Consider the following 19,056-nt stretch of genomic DNA (forward strand, 5'->3'; position numbering starts at 1 on the left):
CCGGGAAGCGCGTCTGTCCTGTGGCAGAGCTGCGGCTGTGTTGGTGCTGTCATGTCGTGTGGACGAAACAATTCTCACGCATTGAAAAAGCACCACCTTTTCAAGCCGGCGCTGACGTGGTACCAGCCAGCGCCAATCCTGAAAGGGAATCACATAAGCGGGGCCGTGCCATTTCGTGGCGGGGTCGCGCGTCCTCTCATTCCAAAGGGTCGGCCATGGCTAAAATCATCGAGACAGCAACCGGCGCCCAGGCGCTCACTTTCGACGACGTGCTCCTCCAGCCCGGCCACTCCGAGGTGATGCCCGGTCAGACGGATGTGCGCACGCGCATTGCCGGCGACATCGACCTGAACATTCCGATCCTGTCCGCGGCGATGGACACGGTGACGGAATCGCGCCTCGCAATCGCCATGGCACAGGCAGGCGGTATCGGCGTCATCCACCGCAACCTGACACCGGTCGAGCAGGCCGAAGAGGTGCGCCAGGTGAAGAAGTTTGAATCCGGCATGGTGGTAAACCCGATCACCATTGGCCCGGATGCGACACTGGCCGAAGCACAGGCCCTGATGCGCGCGCATGGCATCTCCGGCATTCCGGTGGTGGAGAATGGCGGCGCGGGAGGCCATGCGACCGGGCGGCTGGCCGGTATCCTGACCAATCGCGATGTGCGTTTCGCCTCCGATCCCGCACAGCCCGTGCGCGAATTGATGACTCATCGGGATCTGGTGACGGTCAAAGAGGGTGTCGCGCAGGACGAGGCCAAGCGACTTCTGCACCAGCACCGTATCGAGAAGCTTCTGGTCGTCGACGATGCCGGCAACTGCGTTGGCCTGATCACGGTCAAGGACATCGAGAAATCGCAGCTTAATCCACATGCGAGCAAGGACGCACAGGGGCGACTTCGCGCGGCGGCGGCAACCAGTGTCGGCGATGATGGTTTCGAACGCGCCGAGCGCCTGATCGATGCCGGTGTGGACCTTCTGGTGATCGACACCGCCCATGGCCATTCGCAGCGCGTGCTCGACGCCGTTGCGCGGGCCAAGAAGCTCTCAAACACCGTGCGCATCATCGCAGGCAATGTGGCAACCGCGGATGGCACCAAGGCGCTGATCGATGCGGGCGCTGATGGCGTCAAGATCGGCATCGGGCCGGGCTCCATCTGCACCACGCGCATTGTCGCCGGTGTCGGCGTGCCGCAGCTCTCGGCCATCATGTCCGCGGTGGAGGTCGCCGACAGGGAAGGCGTTTCGCTGATCGCCGACGGCGGTATCAAGTTCTCCGGCGATCTGGCGAAGGCGCTGGCAGCCGGTGCATCGGCAGTGATGGTCGGTTCGCTCCTCGCGGGCACCGATGAGAGCCCGGGCGAGGTTTACCTGCATCAGGGGCGCTCCTTCAAAGCCTATCGCGGCATGGGCTCGGTCGGGGCGATGGCGCGCGGTTCGGCCGACCGCTATTTCCAGGCTGAGGTGCGCGATACGCTGAAGCTGGTCCCCGAGGGCATTGAAGGGCAGGTGCCTTACAAAGGCCCGGCCGGCGGTGTCCTGCACCAGCTCACCGGTGGCCTGAAGGCGGCCATGGGCTATGTGGGCGCGGCAAATCTTGGAGAATTCCGCGAACGGGCGACCTTTGTTCGTATTTCGGGCGCCGGTCTTCGCGAAAGCCACGCGCATGACGTGACGATCACGCGTGAAAGCCCTAACTACCCCGGCGGCGCCTGAAGGCGTACTCCAGTTCCTGCTTTCCGAGAAAGGGCCGCAAGGCCCTTTTTCATGGGTCAGGTTCGTTCCATCAGTGTCGTCTTGGCAACGATGCCGGCAACGCCCGCGCCGACAAAGGGGGCGGCGATGAAGAGCCAGAGCTGGTTCATTTCGCGTGCGCCAGAGAAAAGCGCGGGGCCAACGGACCGTGCGGGATTGACCGAGGTGCCGGTGACGGGGATCAGGCACAGGTGAATTGCGATCAGCGTGAGGCCGATGACCATGCCGGACAGCGGGGTCCGGTGCTTCTTCGCGGTTACGCCCAGGATAACGGTCACGAATATAAAAGTTCCCAGCGCTTCGAGTGCGAAGGCGGTGGGCATGGGGGAAAGCCCCGCGCCCTCCCAGCCGTTGGCTGCACGGGATATGGGGGCGACGGCATCAGAACCCTTCGCCATGCCCCACAGTGCTGCGGCAGCGATCACGGCTCCGGCGATCTGCGCGACCATATAGGGCACCACGTCTTTGAGAGGCATGCGACCGGCCAGAAAAACGCCGGCGGTCACGGCAGGGTTGAGGTGCGCGCCGGAGACGGGGCCAACGGCATAGGCCATGGCAATCACCGCAACGCCGAATGAAACGGCAATGCCGAGACCTCCCAGCGGCAGGAGGTTTCCGAACCCGCCGGCGGTGACGCTGGCACATCCCAGGAAGACCAGGCAGAACGTTCCAAAACACTCGGCGACGTAAGCTTTCATGGTTTTGTCCTTGCGATAGCGCCACCCTTACCAAACGTCGGCGTTTCAACGCTGATGGTAAAATCAGGAATCAGCGTTGGAAGCCTGGAAACCGGGAGGAGAGGGGTATGTCCCAACACGCAATCTTCTGGCCGATTATCGCCCATGTCGCGCTCGTTTATGCCGTGTATGTGCTGATCGGCATGCGTCGAAAAAAGGCTGTGGAAACGGGGAGTGCACGCGTTTCCCAGTTCAGGGAGAACCGTGACGAGCCGGCCGAAAGCCTGTTTGTGCGCAACAATCTCGCCAATCAGTTTGAACTGCCGGTGCTTTTCCACGCGGCGTGCCTGGCACTGTTTGTAACGGGCGGGGCCGGGCCGATTGCAGTCTGGCTGGCCTGGGCATTCGTGCTCTCGCGCTATGCACACGCCTGGGTACACGTCACCTCGAACCGGATACGCTTCCGTCAGCCGATGTTCACGCTTGGGTTTCTCGCACTGGGCGCCATGTGGGTGCTGCTTGCGCTGACGCTGTGGAATGCGGGCTGAAGATTACCCGCGTGCGAGCAGAGCCTCGTGCGCCTGAAGAACGGTTTCGCGCAAAGCCGCGAAATCGTCTTTTCGCGAGTTGGACTTGCGGCCCGCGAGGCATATGCTGCGGGAAGGGCTGGGGTCGAGAAACGGCAGCACGCTGACGGACGGCAGAAGATTCGCCGAGGCGCGCGCCATCCGCGGAATGAGGGTAACACCCATCCCATGCGACACCATGTGCAAAAGCGTCGTCAGGCTCGTTGCGCCAAAGGTCCCCATCGTCACTGGTTTGACCCGCCCGCAGATTTCAAGCGCCTGGCCCCGCATGCAATGGCCGTCTTCCAGAAGCATCAGCCTTTCCAGCGCCATGCTCTCCTGCGCCACGGGCGGGGCGATGCGTGCTGCGTCGGCGGTCGGGACCGCAAGGTAGAACGGGTCCGCAAAGAGGAGATCCGGCACAAGCCGGCTGTCTTCGACGGGTTCGGCCGCGATCATGGCGTCGAGGCGACCGGACGCAGTGTCTTCAGCCAGAGCGGCTGTAACAGCCTCGCGCACCTCAAGCCGCAACTGCGGAAATCTCTGCTTCAGGAGTGGAAGAAGCTCGGGAAGCAGATAGGGCGCGATTGTGGGAATGACGCCAAGCCGGAAGCGACCCTCAAGCGCCTTGCGGTCCCGTCTGGCCTCGCCCTCCAGATCGCGAATCTCGGAGAGGATGCGTGCCACGCGCGGCAGCATCGTCTGCGCTTCGGCAGTGAGCCGCACGGCGCCGCTGCCGCGCTCGAACAACCTGAAGCCAAGCTGGGATTCCATTTCAGAAATCTGTGCCGAAAGCGCCGGCTGCGTGACGCCGCAGCTCATGGCGGCGCGTCCGAAATGAAGCGTTTCGGCCAGACGCTCGAAATACTGCATCTGTCTGATGGTGAGGCGTATCATAAGCTTAGATTATCGCATCGAATATCAAAGACAATTGGAATTTATCGAGCGGCGCCGATACCTTAGAACTGTTCCAAGCCACGCCGCAGGTGAGACCGGCAGCCGGGCAAACCGGAGAGCAAGCAAGGGAGTTTCTTTCATGGCAGACAAACGCACGATGACCACGTCTGCTGGCGCCCCCGTCAGCGACAACCAGAATTCCGTGACCGCGGGTGAGCGTGGTCCGGTTCTTCTTCAGGACTACCAGCTCATCGAGAAGCTTGCTCACCAGAACCGTGAACGCATTCCCGAGCGCGTGGTTCACGCCAAGGGCTGGGGCGCGCATGGCGTGCTGAAGATCACCGGCGACATTTCGAAGTACACCATCGCCAAGGCGCTGCAGCCGGGCGCGGAAACGCCGATGCTTGCGCGGTTCTCCACCGTTGCCGGCGAACAGGGCGCGGCCGATGCCGAGCGCGACGTGCGCGGCTTTGCACTGAAGTTCTACACCGAGGACGGCAATTGGGACCTGGTGGGCAACAACACGCCCGTCTTTTTCGTCCGCGATCCGCTCAAATTCCCGGACTTCATCCACACGCAGAAGCGTCACCCACGCACCAATATGCGTTCGCCCACGGCCATGTGGGACTTCTGGTCGCTGTCGCCGGAAAGCCTTCATCAGGTCACGATCCTGATGTCCGACCGCGGTCTGCCGACGGCGCCCATGTTCATGAACGGCTACGGCTCACACACCTATTCGCTTTGGAACGACAAGGGTGAGCGCTTCTGGGTGAAATTCCACTTCAAGACCATGCAGGGCCATAAACACCACACCAATGCGGAGGCCGAGCAGGTGGTGGGCAAGACCCGCGAGAGCTATCAGGAAGCGCTCTATGGCACGATCGAGGATGGCGACTTTCCGAAGTGGAAGGTGCAGGTTCAGATCATGCCCGAGGCGGATGCGGAGAAAACTTCCTACAATCCGTTCGATCTGACCAAGGTGTGGCCGCACGCGGAATATCCGCCGATCGATATTGGTGTGATGGAACTGAACCGCAACCCGGACAATTACTTCACCGAGATCGAGAACGCGGCTTTCTCGCCGTCGAACATCGTGCCGGGCATCAGCTATTCGCCCGACAAGATGCTTCAGGCGCGCATCTTTTCCTACGCGGACGCACACCGCTACAGGCTCGGCACGCATTACGAGACGATCCCGGTCAACCAGCCGAAATGCCCGGTTCACCACTATCATCGCGATGGTGAGATGAACACGTTCGGAGGTATCAAGACGGGCAACCCCGACGCATTTTATGAGCCCAACTCCTTTGGCGGTCCGGTCGAGAACCCGGCTGCCAAGGAGCCGCCACTCAAAATCTCGGGCGATGCGGACCGCTACAATCACCGCATCGGCAATGACGATTACAGCCAGCCTCGCGCGCTGTTCAACCTTTTCGACGAGGGAGAAAAGAACAGGCTGTTCTCCAATATTGCCGCTGCGATGGGTGGCGTGCCCAGTGAAATCATCGAACGCCAGCTTGCCCATTTCGACAAGATCCACCCGGACTATGGCAATGGCGTGCGCAAGGCGCTGAAGGAAGAGCATGGATATGAGGCCAACGCCGTGCCCGTGACCGGCAAGACGCCACAGCGCGCTGCCGAATAGGCAAGGCTGAAAAGGCTTTGATAAAGTGCGGGCGTGGAGCGATCCACGCCCGTTTTGCTTGTCTAAAGGCCTGCTTCCGGCTAGCTGTGCGCCATTCGGGTAACCGGCAAAGGTGTCATATGCGACTTGGCGGACGGCTGGCTGCGGCCATTGAAATTCTGGAAGACATTGACCGGCGTTATCGCCCGGCTGCGGAAGCGCTGAGAGACTGGGGCCTATCCCATCGTTTCGCCGGCTCCAAGGATCGCGCCGCCATTGGCAACCTCGTCTATGATGCGCTGCGCCGCAAGCGCTCGGCGGCCTGGATGTTTCAGGAAGAAAGCCCGCGTGCGCTGGCCTTCGGAGCCTTGATGATCGAGGCGGGACATGACCCGGAAGCGCTGAACGGAGCGCTGGCGGAAGACAATTTTGCACCAGCACTGATTTCAGGCGAGGAAGCAGACCGCATCGCCGCGCACCCTCTGGGCGAGGCGCCTGACGGCGTGCGCGCGGAATGCCCTGAATGGTGCGAGCCGCTTCTCAGGCGCGCCTGGGGTGACGACTGGGTGGCCGAGGCTGCGGCCCTTGCGGAGCGCCCGCCGCTCGACATGCGGGTCAACACGCTGAAAGCCACGCGCGAAAAGGTGGCCAAGGCGCTGGCGCGCACCGGCGTTTACGAGAGTGAACTTGCGCTGCAGGGGCTGCGCATCGGCCCGATCGAAGGGCAGGGGCGGCACCCCAATGTGCAGGCAGAGCCCGCTTTTCAAAAGGGCTGGTTCGAGGTTCAGGACGAGGGTTCGCAGATCGTTGCCACTCTCACCGAAGCCGCAGCAGGCATGCAGGTGCTGGACTATTGTGCTGGCGCTGGCGGCAAGTCGCTCGCCATGTCAGCGGCCATGGGGAACACCGGCCAGATTCAGGCTTTCGACGCCGAGAAACAGCGGCTTGCGCCCATTTTCGAGCGCCTGAAGCGGGCGGGCTGTCGCAATGTGCAGGCGGTGGCCGATCAGGAAGTGCTCGCCGCGCATGAGGGACGGCTCGACCTGGTCGTTGTCGACGCGCCATGCACGGGGGCAGGCACCTGGCGGCGCAGGCCAGATGCCAAATGGCGGCTCGGTGAAAAACAGCTCGAGCAGCGGCAGGCGGAGCAGGCCGAAATTCTGCGGCGCGCGGCGCGCTTCGTGCGTTCCGGTGGGCGACTTGCCTATATCACCTGTTCGGTGTTTGCAGAGGAAAACGACGATCAGGTGCGGGCCTTCCTTGAAGCCAATCCGGACTTCCGCCCGGTGGACCATGAGGCACTGTGCGAAAGGCACTTTTCCGGAAAGGCCGCGAAGGCGAGAATTGACAGAACCACGGGCATCGCCCTTTCACCCGGCCGTACGGCGACTGACGGCTTTCATTTTGCCGCACTGGAGCGCGTCTGAGGCAGGCGTGGCGAGACAATGAGCAAGGCAGTAAACCCCATTGATGTCGAAGCCCGCGTTCGCGCGAGCTTCGCCCGTCAGAAAATGATGCAGACCATCGGCGCCGAGCTGACGCTGGTGACGCCGGGCATTGTCGAGATCGAGATGCCCTATGCAGAGGCGCTGACCCAGCAGCATGGATTTCTCCATGCGGGCGTGATCTCCACCGCGCTCGATTCGGCCTGCGGTTATGCGGCCTTTTCCATGATGCCCGAGGACGCGGCGGTGCTGACCATCGAATTCAAGGTCAACCTGCTTGCCCCGGGGCGCGGCGAGCGCTTCCTGTTTCGCGGCACCGTCACCAAGCCCGGTCGCACCATAATCGTGGCTGACGGGCAGGCCTATGCCTATTCGTCCGAGGGGGACGCCAAGCTGATCGCCACCATGACCGGAACCATGATGACCATCATCGGACGCGAGGGTATCGAAGGATGACGCGGGCATCAGTGGAGCCGACGGTGCTCGCCGGAAAGCGCGTTCTCTTCGTCATGGCGGCGGATGCCGAATACGGACCGCATCTGAAAAAGCGTTTCACGCCGCTGATGACAGGTGTGGGTCCGGTGGAGGCGGGGGTGGTCCTTAGTGCGGAACTGGCGCTTCTCGATGCCGAAGGCCATTTGCCGGATCTGCTCGTTTCTCTCGGATCCGCCGGAAGTCGCAGTCTGAAGCAGACGGAAGTCTATCAGGCGACTTCGGTCTCCTACCGCGACATGGATGCTTCACCGCTTGGATTTGAGAAAGGTGTGACGCCTTTTCTCGATCATCCGGCGATCATGCCGCTGACGCATCGCATTCCAGGCATCCCCGAGGCGACGCTGTCGACCGGCGGCAACATCGTTTCCGGTGCCGCCTATGACGGCATCAACGCCGATATGGTGGATATGGAAACCTTCGCGGCGTTGCGCGCGTGCCAGCGATTCGGTCTCGACCTGGTAACGCTGCGCGGCATCTCCGACGGGGCGGCGGAACTGCAGCGCGTGAACGACTGGACTGAATATCTGCATGTCATCGATGAAAAGCTTGCCGACGCGGTGGACCGTCTCGAACGGGCCATTGCCGATGGCCTGCTGTAGTCAAAAAACGGCCTCGCCGCTTGCACCGAAACGCATCTTTCTCTAAAGGCTCGCCATGACGACATCCAATCCCGACACAGTTCTCATCGTTGATTTCGGCAGCCAGGTCACGCAGCTCATTGCGCGGCGGGTGCGCGAGGCCGGAGTCTATTGCGAAATCGCTCCGTTCCAGTCGGCCGAGGAGGCGTTTAAGCGCCTTACGCCAAAAGCGGTCATCCTTTCCGGCAGCCCGGCCTCTACTGTCGATATCGGCAGCCCGCGCGCGCCGCAGGTGATCTTCGATTCCGGCCTTCCCGTGCTTGGTATCTGCTATGGCGAGCAGACCATGTGCGCTCAGCTTGGCGGTAAGGTCGAAGGGTCCGACCATCGTGAGTTTGGCCGTGCCTTCCTCGAGATCGAGAATGACTGCCCGCTGTTTGAGGGCGTCTGGGCGAAAGGCACCCGCCATCAGGTGTGGATGAGCCATGGCGACCGGGTGACGGCGATACCGCCCGGCTTCCGGGTGGTTGGCACCTCGACGGGCGCGCCCTTTGCAGCCATCGCCGATGAGGAGCGCAATTATTACGGTGTTCAGTTCCACCCCGAGGTGGTTCATACACCCGACGGCGCAAAGCTCCTTTCCAATTTCGTGCACAAGATCGCAGGTCTTTCGGGTGACTGGACGATGGCGGCCTATCGCGAGCAGGCGATTGAGGCGATCCGCAAACAGGTCGGCGGCGGCAAGGTGATCTGCGCGCTTTCGGGCGGTGTCGATTCCTCCGTGGCGGCCCTTCTGACGCATGAGGCTGTGGGCGATCAGCTCACCTGCATTCTTGTCGATCACGGCCTGATGCGGAAGAACGAGGCGGCAGAAGTGGTCGCCATGTTCCGCGAGCATTACAACCTGCCGCTGATCCTGGTGGATGCCTCCGACCGCTTCATCGGCGCGCTGGAAGGCGAGAGCGATCCTGAAAAGAAGCGCAAGACCATCGGTCGCCTGTTCATCGAAGTGTTCGAGGAAGAGGCAAAAAAGCTCGGTGGCGCCGACTTCCTGGTGCAGGGTACGCTCTATCCCGACGTGATCGAGAGCGTTTCCTTTACCGGCGGTCCTTCCGTGACCATCAAGTCGCACCACAATGTGGGCGGCCTGCCCGAGCGCATGAACATGAGCCTGGTGGAGCCGCTGCGCGAGCTTTTCAAGGATGAGGTGCGTGTTCTCGGCAAGGAACTCGGCCTACCCGACAGCTTCATCGGCCGTCATCCCTTCCCGGGACCGGGCCTCGCCATCCGCTGCCCCGGCGGCGTGACGCGCGAGAAACTGGAGATCCTGCGTTCCGCCGATGCGATCTATCTCGACGAGATCCGCAAGGCCGGTCTCTACGACGCGATCTGGCAGGCCTTTGCCGTTCTCCTGCCGGTGCAGACGGTGGGTGTGATGGGCGACGGGCGCACCTATGAATTCGTCTGTGCACTGCGGGCGGTGACGTCTGTCGACGGCATGACGGCCGATTTCTACCATTATGACATGGAGTTCCTCGGCCGCGCGGCAACCCGCATCATCAACGAGGTAAAGGGCATCAACCGCGTCGTCTACGATGTGACGTCCAAGCCGCCCGGCACGATCGAGTGGGAATGATTCAGGCCCATCCGAACGTCGCCGATTTTGCGCTGGAGTTCGACATAACCAACTGAAATAAAATAATTTTATCGGCTGTGCCTATCGATATCTATCGGTGGGCATAGATCGCGTTTACCGTCACGGCTGACGGTCCTTGCCCATATTGATCCCTGCTAATTTTGAAAGTACCGTCACGGGAAATGAAGCTCGTGACGGTACTTTTTTTGGCTTAAGCCATTGTAAGAAGACGAGTTTTTTCGACACGAGCGCCCCAAAACCGTGTGACGGTACTTTTGGAGGTGATACGGCAATGCTGACGGACGCCGCAATTAAGGCTCTGAAGCCAAAAGACAAAATGTATAAGGTCGCGGATCGCGACGGCATGTATGTCCGCGTCATGCCGTCGGGGCACATATCTTTCAGGCTGGACTATCGGCTGAACGGGCGACGCGAAACGGTCTACCTCGGCAAGTACGGGCGTGATGGCATTTCGCTCGCACGGGCAAGGGAGCTGTGTCTGGATGCTAGACGGGCGGTCAGAGAGGGACGTTCACCGGCGATTGAAAAGCAACGTGAGAAGCGGCGTTTGAAAGAGGCCAAGAGCTTCGGCCAGTTTGGTGAGAAGTGGCTGGTAAATGCCCCGATGGCGGATAGCACCCGGGCAATGCGCCGCGCCATCTTCGAGCGTGAGCTGCTCCCTGTCTGGCGCAATCGCCTGCTTACGGAAATCACGCCGGACGATCTTCGAGCGCATTGCGCCAAGATCGTCGAACGAGGTGCCCCGGCCACAGCGATCCATGTGCGGGACATACTGAAGCAGATCTATGGCTTCGCGATCCTGCATGGAGAGAAGGTGCCCAATCCCGCGGATGAGGTTGGACCCGCCGCCATCGCGACGTTCGCGCCGAGGGACCGCGCACTGTCGCCGGCGGAAATTCGCATTATGTTAAAGCAACTTGAGCACGTTCCTACGCTGCCGACCATCCGGCTGGGTATGAAGCTCTACCTCTTGACGATGGTGCGGAAGAGCGAACTGCAGGATGCGGTTTGGGGGGAGGTGGATTTCGAGAATGCTGTCTGGACCATCCCGAAGGAGAGGATGAAGCGCTCGAAGCCTCACAACGTCTATCTCTCACGGCAGGCCCTGGACATCATGATCGCGCTGAAGACCTGTGCAGGCAATTCGCGGTACCTCTTGCCTTCGCGCTACGACGCTGACGCGCCGATGTCGCGAGCGACCTTCAACCGAGTGACCTACGCGGTGGTCGAGCAGGCGAAGAAGGAGGGACTCCCTCTTGAACCGTTTACGGTTCACGATCTGAGGAGGACCGGATCGACGCTCTTGAATGAGATCGGCTTCAACAGCGACTGGGTCGAGAAGTGCCTCGCCCACGAGGACGGCCGGTCATCTCGTGGAGTTTACAACAAGGCTGAATATGAGGTTCAGCGCCGCCACATGCTGCAAGAATGGGCGGACATCGTTGATGCATGGGTCGAAGGGAGAAAGCGCGTACCTGTTCTCGTGCCACCCACTATGACGTTGCTTGAGCTTGATCCGGCGCTTTGACAGGGCGGGTTTTCCGCTGCCGTACGTCCGGGTGCTTTGCCCGTTTGACGGGAACTGCGCGACGGCTCTCCAGCCAAGCCTGGACCTCGGCAAGGTCCCATACGATGCAGCGGGGCGATAGAGCAAAGCGTCTGGGGAATTCGCCCCGCTGCTCCATCTCATAAATGGTGCTGTCCGCCAGGGGGATGATTTCGCGTAATTCTTTCCTCCGGATGGTCCGTCTGATGAGTGTTTCCTTAAATTGAGCCATATTCTTCTCCTCGCTGCATTATGCAGAGGGGATTGAATTCGATAGTTGCCGTATGATGGAAGTCGAGAAATTAGATCGTAGTATTGTCGGCTGTCATTTCGCGTACATGGGACAATCGGCGACATGGCAAGGGGCAAATCCTTGGTGAGAAATCCATTGCGTTAAATGCGTTTTGGGGACGATCACGAAAAACAAACTTCACTCTGATCTGGATGATCGCTCTTTCAGTGCCCTCGTTTCTGCGTCGAAATATTCTCGCGCAGCCTGTCTTCCGAGCAAACGCGCAAGCTGAACAAGGCGTGGATCGGGGTTGCCCCGAGGTGTAAAATTCAGTTCTGGTTCTGGCTCTGTCTGGTGAAACACGTCTGCGTATTTTCGGAAGAGCTCGAGCTCTTTCTCATAATCAATCATCTCAATAACCTCCGGCCGTTGTTTTCGGGTGCGGAAGTCAACTACCACTTACCTCGACCCTACGGATGTCTAGGCCGGTTTGGTGACAAGCGGAAGAAGGCCGTAGAGGGCGGTTAGGCACACATCTGTTGCTGGGGTCGATCGCTATGAGCGTTTCGGCCAACGGTTCGGACAGGCGATCGGCGAGCATTTCTGGTCGAAAGAAAATATCTGCTTTCGGAACTCACCGGCCTTCTAAGGAAGATTTGAGCTCGGTTTACGAACCGTGGCACAGCAACAGCAGGTTCAAATCTGGCCCCCGCAACCACTTCCTACGCTACGGTGTCCTACAATAGCCGAAATCTGCGACTTAGTGTGCTGAATTGGACACCGATCGCTGCGGGATGCCTTGTTGCCGAGGCGGTCAAGTAAAAAAAGCATCTCACAACCCTATGATTTATGCATTTTGAGAGCTGCTCGGATGAATTCCTGAAATTCCGTCGAGCGGCGCATAGCTGTAAGAAGTTCTTGCTCCAGGGCGGGATCGCTCGATGCCGAAGGCGGCCAAGCGCTCAGAAGGCTTGACATCTTCAGGCGCATCTTCGTTGAAACCGGCGCTTTTCCGGTCAGTACTTTCGACAAATGACCCTGGTGGACTTTCAGCAGGCTCGATAGCTCGGCCTGAGACATCAGTGTCTCACGCCGTTTGCTCTCGACCTTGCGAACAATCTCGGGAATCTTGCCATGCATATGCATTGCATATATACAATCTTGGCTATGCTCGCTACATCGAATTCCAGTCCCCGTTTCCTCCCCGATGACGAAGTCGTGCCAGGTGTACGTTTTGGTCTGAGCGGTTGGGCAGGCAGCCCAGCGTATTGGGCTAAGATGGCAGAGTTTGAAGCCGAGGACCCCGAAGACTACGTCAGTCCAAAAGGCACGCCGCTGGCCGAAGATTTGGCGTTTTGCCTACTAGGCGGATACGGCGTGAAGATGGAGCTCAATCGTGCTGCATGGGAGCACCTTTATGAGGCCGGGGTTTATTCCTCTGATCCGGTCCCTTCTCGCCAGGAGATCGAGGAGCTGCTCAGCATGCCGCTGCTGGTAGAGGGGAGGCGGCACAAATATCGCTATCCTCGGCAGCGGGCTGATCGGCTCCATGTTGCTTTGAATGCAATCCGCGAGCGCCCACCGCGGACCGACAACCACCAGATCTTTCGCCAACAGCTGATGGAGTTACCCGGCATTGGACCGAAGACGGCGTCCTGGATAGTCAGGAACTGGTTGGGGAGCGATGATGTCGCCATCCTTGATATTCATGTTCTTCGGGCGGGTACACTTATGGGTCTGTTCCCTGAGAACTATCGCCTGCCGAAAGACTACGAAGCCCTTGAAAAGAAATTTCTCGATTTCGCGAGGGCGATTCAGGTGAGGGCGTCGCTTCTTGACGCCATTATGTGGCGGGATATGCGCATATTGTTCAGATGACCCGATTACCTTCTATCGGGCGATCTCCTAAAATTGGAATTGGGAGGCTTGATTCGATGGCTGGTAAAAGCAAACCAAAGAGTATTCAGCAACACGCCGAGAATTTGAGCGCGCCAAAGCCAAAGGCTGGCAAGGATGCTGCGGGATCTGGTCTGGGCGGATTTGAGGGCGCTGATCGATGCGATATCCGCATTGATACGGACCTAGAAGGAATACGCCTTCCTGCGCTTTCCGGCCTTGCAAAGGGCGATGTTCTCCGAATTGGCACGGAATTTGTGGATCAGCATCCAATTGCAGTGGCGATCAGATCCGACGGGATGATCGTTGGCGCGCTCGCCGCATTCCAGAACTACGCAAATTTCCTGGAATGCCTCCAAGGCGGGGTGAAGTACGCCGTAACAGTCACACAACTCGGCTCAGGCCACTGTCACGTTACTGGTGGACGTACAGCATGATCATTGTCGGCGGCGTCTATCGTGAGGAATGCGTACGCCCTCATTGGTCGCGGATCTTTGGGTCGGCCGGGCGCGCCGCCGTGGCACTGTCCGCGCTTTCACCAGGCTCCCACCTCGTGGCCCACGCTTATACCGGATGGGCAGAGGATGTGCGACAGAGCATGCACGGACTCGGAGTAACGACGGATCTGAGGGAGATCATATCTGATGTTGCATTCCACTACTTCCATCCCCTTTCCATATCGGAACTCGTCGGAGCGCCCGACAGTCCGTTGCCTCCACTTTCTGCAAGTGGCGATGTCATACTGCGGTTCGGTATGGTCGAGGGCGATGCTGCCGTAAGCGCTAGGCGCGCGGTCTACGATCCCCAACACCCTTCGGCTGCCCTCCTTTTTCACGCCAATGGTTCCACAGCGAAAGAACTTGCTGTGGTACTCAATGAGGTGGAGCTTGAGTATGGCGCCGACAGCGGTGACATCTGGAACTACGAAATCGCGCGCGATCGCTTCAATGCCGACGTTATTGTGGTCAAGCGCGGCCCGCTTGGGGCTGTGGTCATGCAGCCTGGCGGCAACATACGAATTCCCGCCTATCGATCGGAAGCCGTCTTCAAGCTGGGCTCAGGCGACATCTTCAGCGCCGTCTTCGCTCACCTTTGGGGCGAACGCGAATGGCCGGCGGCGAAGGCCGCCGACTTCGCCTCGCGCGCAGTTGCCCGCTATGTGTCGACGCGCGGAACCCAAGTTTCGCTTGAGGGGCTTGAGGATCTGGCTCCGCATGCGGGTGGAGATGCAGCTGGTCGAATATACATCGCCGCTCCCTTCTTCACGCTATCGCAAAGATGGCTCGTCGACGAGATGCGTGGCTGCCTGGCGATGCTCGGTGGAGATACGTTCTCGCCAATTCACGATGTGGGCGCTTACGGTGGCTCCGACTACATCGCGGGTAAAGACCTGGATGGACTGCGGTCGTGCAACACGGTTCTCGCCGTCATCGACGGAGAGGACGCAGGGACTTTGTTCGAGATTGGATATGCTCGAAATTTCGGAATTCCGGTTGTGGCTCTCGCGGAGGCGCCGCGACCGGAGAGTCTGACGATGCTGGAGGGAACCGGCTGCACGATAACCGACGATTTCACTACGGCAGTTTACGGCGCGATTTGGAGTTCTCTGAGGTGAGGGCGCTGTTGTTCTCGGGTGGGCTAGACTCTTCTGCGCTGGCATGGTGGCTGAGGCCGGAGGTCTGCGTCACTATTGACTACGGCCAGCGCGCCGCCAAAGGCGAGATCGCGGCGTCTTCGGCATTGTGCAGCCAGATTGGTCTCGAACACCGCACAATCCACGCAAACCTCTCGTCTCTCGGATCGGGCTCGATGGCGGCAAAAGCGGCAGCGGACGGCGCGTCAGCCGAGGAATTCTGGCCGTACAGAAATCAGATGCTGGTGACTCTTGCGGCCATGAAACTCATGCCTGAGGGGGTCACGGAGATCATCCTTGGTTCAGTGTCGACGGATCAGCACGCTGACGGAAAGGCACCCTTTCTGAAATCCCTCGATCGAACCCTTTCGCTACAGGAAGGACATGTGCGGGTCACGGCGCCGGCTCGACGGATGTCGACAAGGACGCTTTTACGCACATCAGGCTTTCCATACGAGCTGATCGGCCTCACCTTTTCCTGCCACGTCCACGAATATGCATGCGGTCAGTGCAACGGCTGCCTGAAGCACCGCGAATGCGTGGAGATGACCTATCACGGTTCAAAGAGAGGAGCTGCCTGATGGGAGGGTATGCACCTAAAGGCGTCCGCCAGGCCGCGACGAGCCGGAGGCCGGTCGTCTTGGAGGACGGCTGTGACCTTCGTTTCAATGTCGATCTTGTCGGGGTCAGACCAGACCAGGTGAAGGGTCTTGAGACGGGCGACGCACTGCTTGTCCAAATCTCTGAAAATGGAAAGTGGCGCAGCCTCGTTTGCGTGGCGAATGACGGCGGGGTCGTCGGAACCTTGGCAGCCTTTCAGGGACTCGCGCAGCTGATCGCCTGCGTGGAGATCGGAGCACGTTACATCGCGGTTGTCGAGTTTGCTTCAGCCACACGTTGCTCGGTCGAGGTCATACGAGCATGATTATCGCCGGCGGTACGTATCTTGAACGTTGCCAGTACCCGAGATGGGAGCGCTTGTTCGGATCGGGAATGCGCGCAGCCATCGCGGTCAGCGGGCTGTCGGAGGGCACGGTGCTTCACACTTATGTGCCGACCGTCTGGAAGAGCGACGCCGAGGCGACCCTCTCCAGTTTCGGAATTGTCGGGAAATTGGTGCCAACCAGACACGAGCTGATCTTCGAGTATCTCGACACACTGCAGAAGTCGTTTGTTCCAGATGTGCCCGACGATAAGGAGCAAGAGAAGCCCCTCACTTTGGACGGCGACGTCGTTCTGCGTTTCGGGTTCATGGAGGGAAGCGCCAAGGTCACGGGCCGTACCGTTGTTTACGACCCACAAAACTCTTACGCGAATTTCCACGCGAACGGCTCGACCGCTGACAGACTGGCGATGATCCTTTCGGAGGAGGAACTTCTCGGTTTCGGCGGCCTGGGCGATGCATCCCGGACAGATGATAACCTCGCAGCGGCAGCGCAGAATGTTTTCGAGAGCAAGCCTGCTCCGCAGATCATCCTGACCAAGGACCGGTTGGGAGGGCTTCAGGTATTTTTCGGTGAGTCTCCGATCTCGATAAAGAGCTACGCTGCCGAAAGCTATTTCCGCATTGGCGTGGGGGATGTTCTCGCCGCGGCTTTCGCGCATGCATGGGGCGAGATTGGAATGGAGCCTATGGAAGCTGCAGACTTCGCGGCACGAAGTATCGCCTATTTCGTTGAGGATGCTCGGCTACCGCTCCTTCCACCGCCGCAGCTGTCCGATCTTCGCCATAGCCGCAAGGATGGTGATCATTTGCGGCTCCTCGGTGTCGGACGTTTCGAGGCGAAATCGCTCGTCATGCAGACTGAAATCCTGATCAGCGACTTCGGTGGCTCGACGGCCTTTACGTACATAGACTGGGACGGGGAGATCCACGCGGAGGGACCGATCGACCTGCTCATCATCGGATCGAGTGAGGGGCCTTCGATCAGTGACGAAATTCGCGAGCGAGTAGGGGAGCCGAAGGTGGTGTTCTGGCCAGAGCGCGATCGTCGGACGGTCCAGCGGCGCTTTCCCGCATCGCGCATAGCAGGTGACTTCCCCAGCGCTCTCTATCACGCGATGCGGAGTCCATCACCATGACGACGACGCGACCACCCCGGAAACCATTGCCTCGCGCGGTCGAGAAGCGTCCGCATGGCGGGCCAGGACCGGCGGAATATGAGGCGATGGTCCGCGAGACGCAGGCTCGCTGGATCAAGTTCATCGAGTTTATCGATGCAAAAGCACATCCTATGCGGGTCTTTCGGGGGTGTGGGTCGGAAACGCACGAGTTCATTCCGACCGTGGGACGACCGCCTGCGGTATACTCGGCCCTGCACGAGGAAAGGGTCTTTCGAGCCTTCCAGCAATCCGCGGGACCGATGTTCCAACTTCCTGTAACGGGTGACTGGAATTGGCTTGCGGTCGCCCAGCACCATGGACTTCCAACTCGCCTGCTGGATTGGACCACGAACCCCCTGGTTGCCTGCTACTTCGCGATCTCAAGTGGAAAGCAAACCGAAAATGCCGTCGTCCATGCGGTCAATATCCCGTCCGAGGACATCGTAGATCCGGTAAAGAGTCCGGATCCCTTCTCGATCGATCGCGTGATGTTCCTCGTTCCAACGAAATCGGCTCCGCGGATCGTAAATCAGCGTGGCTTGTTTTCAGTCCACAATCGGCCGGATAAGCCATGGCGGCCTGAGAATGCTGACAAGTTCATCATTCCAGCCAGTATGAGGTCGAGGTTTCGGCGAACGCTTTTCAAGATGGGCATCGATCAAAGTCACATCTATCCGGATATCGGCGGTCTCTGCGAGACGTTGAAGTGGCGCTACATCGAAAGGATCGGCATTGGCACTCCGATGATCGGGTGACGGACATGGATGACAAGAACAGAATATTGCGCCAGAAGATCGTCGAGGCGGTGCAAGCGATAGACTATCAGGACACGCAGGCCTGGTCGGATCTCGACCTGCTTTCGACATCGACTCAGATCGACACGGTAGAAACCTTCGAGAACGAAATCCGGTTCGAGGGGGATCAGTTTGAGGGCCCTCTGACCTGGTATGTTGTCCTGCGCTACGGAATGAACACGGATGACCCGCTGGAGACTTCGGAGAGTTTTCCGGGGACCTTCCACGGCAGTGTCGTCGACTCCGAGCCAGTCATCGATGACATGACGGTCGATACGTCGTCATTCCATGGCGGGATTGCCGATCACGATGCCTCCGATTTCTAACTTCGGCGGCATGAACCGCGCTCTCGGCTGGGTGAGTCTTGCAGCTTTCATTGGCTGCGTGCCGGCGGCGAACTGGCTCATTGCGCACTTCGGAACAGTTTGTGTTTCGGACGGCCCGTGCCTTATTCCGGTCTGGCTGGGTATCCTGGCGCCGTCTGGGGTGCTTCTTGCAGGCCTCTCGTTCGTTCTTCGTGATCTCGTGCAGGAGGCGCTTGGAATCCTCTGGGCGATCGCTGCGGTATTAATCGGTGGCATCATCGCAGCGATCATCGCGTCGCCAGTCCTGGCGGTGGCTTCCGTGGTGGCTTTCCTGATTGCGGAAACGGTCGACCTGCTCGTCTTTACAAGGCTGCGTCGGCGGGGACTGGTGCTCGCGTCCGTCGCGAGCAGCGTCATCGGCCTGCTCCTCGACAGCTTGATCTTTGTCCAGATCGCATTCGGAAATCCGGCCTACATTGTCGGGCAGTCCATCGGGAAAGCTTGGATGGTTCTGGCTGCGTTACCGCTACTTATCGCGATCCAGCGAGCGCGAGGGCGCGCCGTACTGCCGATTGTTGCGGTAGAGGTTCCGAAACTTTGAGGAGAAGCGGGTTACGTCCGCTACGCGATCTAGCGCATGTATGCGTCCATACGACCGGCGTCGCTGATCGGTCGAGCGGCGCGACGCGGCTCGGCTCAGCTGCTGACTGTGGTGCAGGAGATGAGCCTCCTGGCCATCGCGTGCCTGGTTTCGTTGCCGCGCCATGCGATGGGATCATGGAGGGCTGGCACGCTCTTGGCCTGCTTGCCGCTGAGCATCGAAGCAGCTAGCTTCGTGCCCATGTCGAAGG

General features: G+C 59.7%; 20 protein-coding genes and 1 pseudogene. 17 read left to right on the forward strand and 4 right to left on the reverse strand.

Annotated elements, in window-relative coordinates:
* The first annotated feature begins 215 nt into the window (after window positions 1-215).
* Window positions 216-1,718, forward strand: coding sequence for an IMP dehydrogenase (gene guaB, locus BLW55_RS16820; protein ID WP_025030622.1), 1,503 nt, complete (start codon window positions 216-218; stop codon window positions 1,716-1,718).
* Window positions 1,719-1,774: 56 nt separating this feature from the next.
* On the opposite strand, the pseudogene BLW55_RS16825 reads toward guaB, so the two are convergent.
* Window positions 1,775-2,458: pseudogene (locus BLW55_RS16825) on the reverse strand (MIP/aquaporin family protein); the annotation flags it as partial.
* Window positions 2,459-2,562: 104 nt separating this feature from the next.
* On the opposite strand from BLW55_RS16825, the gene BLW55_RS16830 reads away from it, so the two are divergent.
* Complete coding sequence (locus BLW55_RS16830) at window positions 2,563-2,982, forward strand: MAPEG family protein (protein WP_090329556.1); 420 nt, start codon at window positions 2,563-2,565, stop codon at window positions 2,980-2,982.
* Window positions 2,983-2,985: 3 nt separating this feature from the next.
* Here BLW55_RS16830 and BLW55_RS16835 read toward each other — a convergent pair whose 3' ends face one another.
* The gene (locus BLW55_RS16835) at window positions 2,986-3,897 is read right to left on the reverse strand and encodes a hydrogen peroxide-inducible genes activator (protein ID WP_090329557.1); all 912 of its coding nucleotides are present in this window, start codon (window positions 3,895-3,897) and stop codon (window positions 2,986-2,988) included.
* Window positions 3,898-4,036: 139 nt separating this feature from the next.
* On the opposite strand from BLW55_RS16835, the gene katA reads away from it, so the two are divergent.
* The 6 genes from katA (at window position 4,037) to BLW55_RS16865 (ending at window position 11,224) form a co-directional block, all read left to right on the forward strand.
* Window positions 4,037-5,542, forward strand: a complete 1,506-nt coding sequence (katA, locus tag BLW55_RS16840; RefSeq protein WP_007009362.1) for a catalase KatA — start codon at window positions 4,037-4,039, stop codon at window positions 5,540-5,542.
* 119 nt (window positions 5,543-5,661) lie between these two features.
* A complete protein-coding gene (locus tag BLW55_RS16845) occupies window positions 5,662-6,948 on the forward strand; it encodes an RsmB/NOP family class I SAM-dependent RNA methyltransferase (protein WP_090329558.1) in 1,287 nt (428 codons plus the stop codon).
* A gap of 18 nt (window positions 6,949-6,966) precedes the next feature.
* On the forward strand, window positions 6,967-7,422 hold the full coding sequence (locus BLW55_RS16850) for a PaaI family thioesterase (RefSeq protein ID WP_090329559.1): 456 nt from the start codon (window positions 6,967-6,969) through the stop codon (window positions 7,420-7,422).
* The gene (locus tag BLW55_RS16855) at window positions 7,419-8,060 is read left to right on the forward strand and encodes a 5'-methylthioadenosine/S-adenosylhomocysteine nucleosidase (RefSeq protein WP_090329560.1); all 642 of its coding nucleotides are present in this window, start codon (window positions 7,419-7,421) and stop codon (window positions 8,058-8,060) included. The genes BLW55_RS16850 and BLW55_RS16855 overlap by 4 nt, the downstream gene beginning before the upstream one ends.
* 55 nt (window positions 8,061-8,115) lie before the next feature.
* Window positions 8,116-9,675, forward strand: coding sequence for a glutamine-hydrolyzing GMP synthase (guaA, locus tag BLW55_RS16860; RefSeq protein WP_090329561.1), 1,560 nt, complete (start codon window positions 8,116-8,118; stop codon window positions 9,673-9,675).
* A 292-nt stretch (window positions 9,676-9,967) separates the two neighbouring features.
* Window positions 9,968-11,224 (forward strand): tyrosine-type recombinase/integrase, encoded by a 1,257-nt coding sequence (locus tag BLW55_RS16865; RefSeq protein WP_090329562.1) that lies wholly within the window; start codon window positions 9,968-9,970, stop codon window positions 11,222-11,224.
* Here BLW55_RS16865 and BLW55_RS16870 read toward each other — a convergent pair.
* Both BLW55_RS16870 and BLW55_RS16880 read right to left on the reverse strand, forming a co-directional pair.
* Window positions 11,190-11,474, reverse strand: a complete 285-nt coding sequence (locus BLW55_RS16870) for a helix-turn-helix transcriptional regulator (RefSeq protein WP_090329563.1) — start codon at window positions 11,472-11,474, stop codon at window positions 11,190-11,192. The two genes, BLW55_RS16865 and BLW55_RS16870, sit on opposite strands and share 35 nt — an antisense overlap.
* 840 nt (window positions 11,475-12,314) lie before the next feature.
* On the reverse strand, window positions 12,315-12,614 hold the full coding sequence (locus BLW55_RS16880) for a helix-turn-helix domain-containing protein (protein WP_090329565.1): 300 nt from the start codon (window positions 12,612-12,614) through the stop codon (window positions 12,315-12,317).
* Window positions 12,615-12,752: 138 nt separating this feature from the next.
* Here BLW55_RS16880 and BLW55_RS16885 point away from each other — a divergent pair, with 138 nt between their 5' ends.
* The 9 genes from BLW55_RS16885 (at window position 12,753) to BLW55_RS16925 (ending at window position 18,806) form a co-directional block, all read left to right on the forward strand.
* The gene (locus BLW55_RS16885) at window positions 12,753-13,352 is read left to right on the forward strand and encodes an 8-oxoguanine DNA glycosylase (RefSeq protein ID WP_244509110.1); all 600 of its coding nucleotides are present in this window, start codon (window positions 12,753-12,755) and stop codon (window positions 13,350-13,352) included.
* Window positions 13,353-13,408: 56 nt separating this feature from the next.
* Window positions 13,409-13,807 (forward strand): hypothetical protein, encoded by a 399-nt coding sequence (locus tag BLW55_RS16890; protein WP_090329566.1) that lies wholly within the window; start codon window positions 13,409-13,411, stop codon window positions 13,805-13,807.
* Window positions 13,804-14,985: a PfkB family carbohydrate kinase gene (locus tag BLW55_RS16895; protein WP_090329567.1), complete on the forward strand. Its 1,182-nt coding sequence runs from the start codon at window positions 13,804-13,806 to the stop codon at window positions 14,983-14,985. Before BLW55_RS16890 ends, BLW55_RS16895 begins: the two co-directional genes overlap by 4 nt.
* Window positions 14,982-15,584: a 7-cyano-7-deazaguanine synthase gene (locus BLW55_RS16900; RefSeq protein ID WP_090330039.1), complete on the forward strand. Its 603-nt coding sequence runs from the start codon at window positions 14,982-14,984 to the stop codon at window positions 15,582-15,584. The genes BLW55_RS16895 and BLW55_RS16900 overlap by 4 nt, the downstream gene beginning before the upstream one ends.
* Window positions 15,584-15,928, forward strand: coding sequence for a hypothetical protein (locus BLW55_RS16905; RefSeq protein WP_143038453.1), 345 nt, complete (start codon window positions 15,584-15,586; stop codon window positions 15,926-15,928). The genes BLW55_RS16900 and BLW55_RS16905 overlap by 1 nt, the downstream gene beginning before the upstream one ends.
* Window positions 15,929-15,996: 68 nt before the next feature.
* Entirely contained in the window at window positions 15,997-17,085 is a 1,089-nt protein-coding gene (locus BLW55_RS16910) for a hypothetical protein (protein ID WP_143038454.1), read from the forward strand.
* Window positions 17,082-17,861 carry an FRG domain-containing protein gene (locus tag BLW55_RS16915; RefSeq protein ID WP_244509111.1) on the forward strand — a complete coding sequence of 260 codons (780 nt, stop codon included), beginning with the start codon at window positions 17,082-17,084 and terminating at the stop codon, window positions 17,859-17,861. Before BLW55_RS16910 ends, BLW55_RS16915 begins: the two co-directional genes overlap by 4 nt.
* 5 nt (window positions 17,862-17,866) lie before the next feature.
* The gene (locus BLW55_RS16920; RefSeq protein WP_143038455.1) at window positions 17,867-18,226 is read left to right on the forward strand and encodes a pPIWI-associating nuclease domain-containing protein; all 360 of its coding nucleotides are present in this window, start codon (window positions 17,867-17,869) and stop codon (window positions 18,224-18,226) included.
* Window positions 18,198-18,806 carry a VUT family protein gene (locus tag BLW55_RS16925; protein WP_244509112.1) on the forward strand — a complete coding sequence of 203 codons (609 nt, stop codon included), beginning with the start codon at window positions 18,198-18,200 and terminating at the stop codon, window positions 18,804-18,806. The genes BLW55_RS16920 and BLW55_RS16925 overlap by 29 nt, the downstream gene beginning before the upstream one ends.
* The last annotated feature ends 250 nt before the right edge of the window (window positions 18,807-19,056 follow it).

The organism is Nitratireductor aquibiodomus, from assembly GCF_900105565.1.
GTDB lineage: Bacteria > Pseudomonadota > Alphaproteobacteria > Rhizobiales > Rhizobiaceae > Nitratireductor > Nitratireductor aquibiodomus.

What these genes read in the sequence shown, in the direction of transcription:
- BLW55_RS16870 (WP_090329563.1), bottom strand. Translation starts at nt 11,474, where the DNA reads ATGGCTCAATTTAAGGAAACACTCATCAGACGGACCATCCGGAGGAAA.
- BLW55_RS16850 (WP_090329559.1), top strand. Translation starts at nt 6,967, where the DNA reads ATGAGCAAGGCAGTAAACCCCATTGATGTCGAAGCCCGCGTTCGCGCG.
- BLW55_RS16895 (WP_090329567.1), top strand. Translation starts at nt 13,804, where the DNA reads ATGATCATTGTCGGCGGCGTCTATCGTGAGGAATGCGTACGCCCTCAT.
- BLW55_RS16890 (WP_090329566.1), top strand. Translation starts at nt 13,409, where the DNA reads ATGGCTGGTAAAAGCAAACCAAAGAGTATTCAGCAACACGCCGAGAAT.
- guaB (WP_025030622.1), top strand. Translation starts at nt 216, where the DNA reads ATGGCTAAAATCATCGAGACAGCAACCGGCGCCCAGGCGCTCACTTTC.
- BLW55_RS16910 (WP_143038454.1), top strand. Translation starts at nt 15,997, where the DNA reads ATGCGCGCAGCCATCGCGGTCAGCGGGCTGTCGGAGGGCACGGTGCTT.
- BLW55_RS16880 (WP_090329565.1), bottom strand. Translation starts at nt 12,614, where the DNA reads ATGCATGGCAAGATTCCCGAGATTGTTCGCAAGGTCGAGAGCAAACGG.
- BLW55_RS16855 (WP_090329560.1), top strand. Translation starts at nt 7,419, where the DNA reads ATGACGCGGGCATCAGTGGAGCCGACGGTGCTCGCCGGAAAGCGCGTT.
- BLW55_RS16835 (WP_090329557.1), bottom strand. Translation starts at nt 3,897, where the DNA reads ATGATACGCCTCACCATCAGACAGATGCAGTATTTCGAGCGTCTGGCC.
- BLW55_RS16830 (WP_090329556.1), top strand. Translation starts at nt 2,563, where the DNA reads ATGTCCCAACACGCAATCTTCTGGCCGATTATCGCCCATGTCGCGCTC.
- BLW55_RS16885 (WP_244509110.1), top strand. Translation starts at nt 12,753, where the DNA reads ATGGCAGAGTTTGAAGCCGAGGACCCCGAAGACTACGTCAGTCCAAAA.
- BLW55_RS16920 (WP_143038455.1), top strand. Translation starts at nt 17,867, where the DNA reads ATGGATGACAAGAACAGAATATTGCGCCAGAAGATCGTCGAGGCGGTG.
- BLW55_RS16865 (WP_090329562.1), top strand. Translation starts at nt 9,968, where the DNA reads ATGCTGACGGACGCCGCAATTAAGGCTCTGAAGCCAAAAGACAAAATG.
- guaA (WP_090329561.1), top strand. Translation starts at nt 8,116, where the DNA reads ATGACGACATCCAATCCCGACACAGTTCTCATCGTTGATTTCGGCAGC.
- BLW55_RS16845 (WP_090329558.1), top strand. Translation starts at nt 5,662, where the DNA reads ATGCGACTTGGCGGACGGCTGGCTGCGGCCATTGAAATTCTGGAAGAC.
- katA (WP_007009362.1), top strand. Translation starts at nt 4,037, where the DNA reads ATGGCAGACAAACGCACGATGACCACGTCTGCTGGCGCCCCCGTCAGC.
- BLW55_RS16905 (WP_143038453.1), top strand. Translation starts at nt 15,584, where the DNA reads ATGGGAGGGTATGCACCTAAAGGCGTCCGCCAGGCCGCGACGAGCCGG.
- BLW55_RS16915 (WP_244509111.1), top strand. Translation starts at nt 17,082, where the DNA reads ATGACGACGACGCGACCACCCCGGAAACCATTGCCTCGCGCGGTCGAG.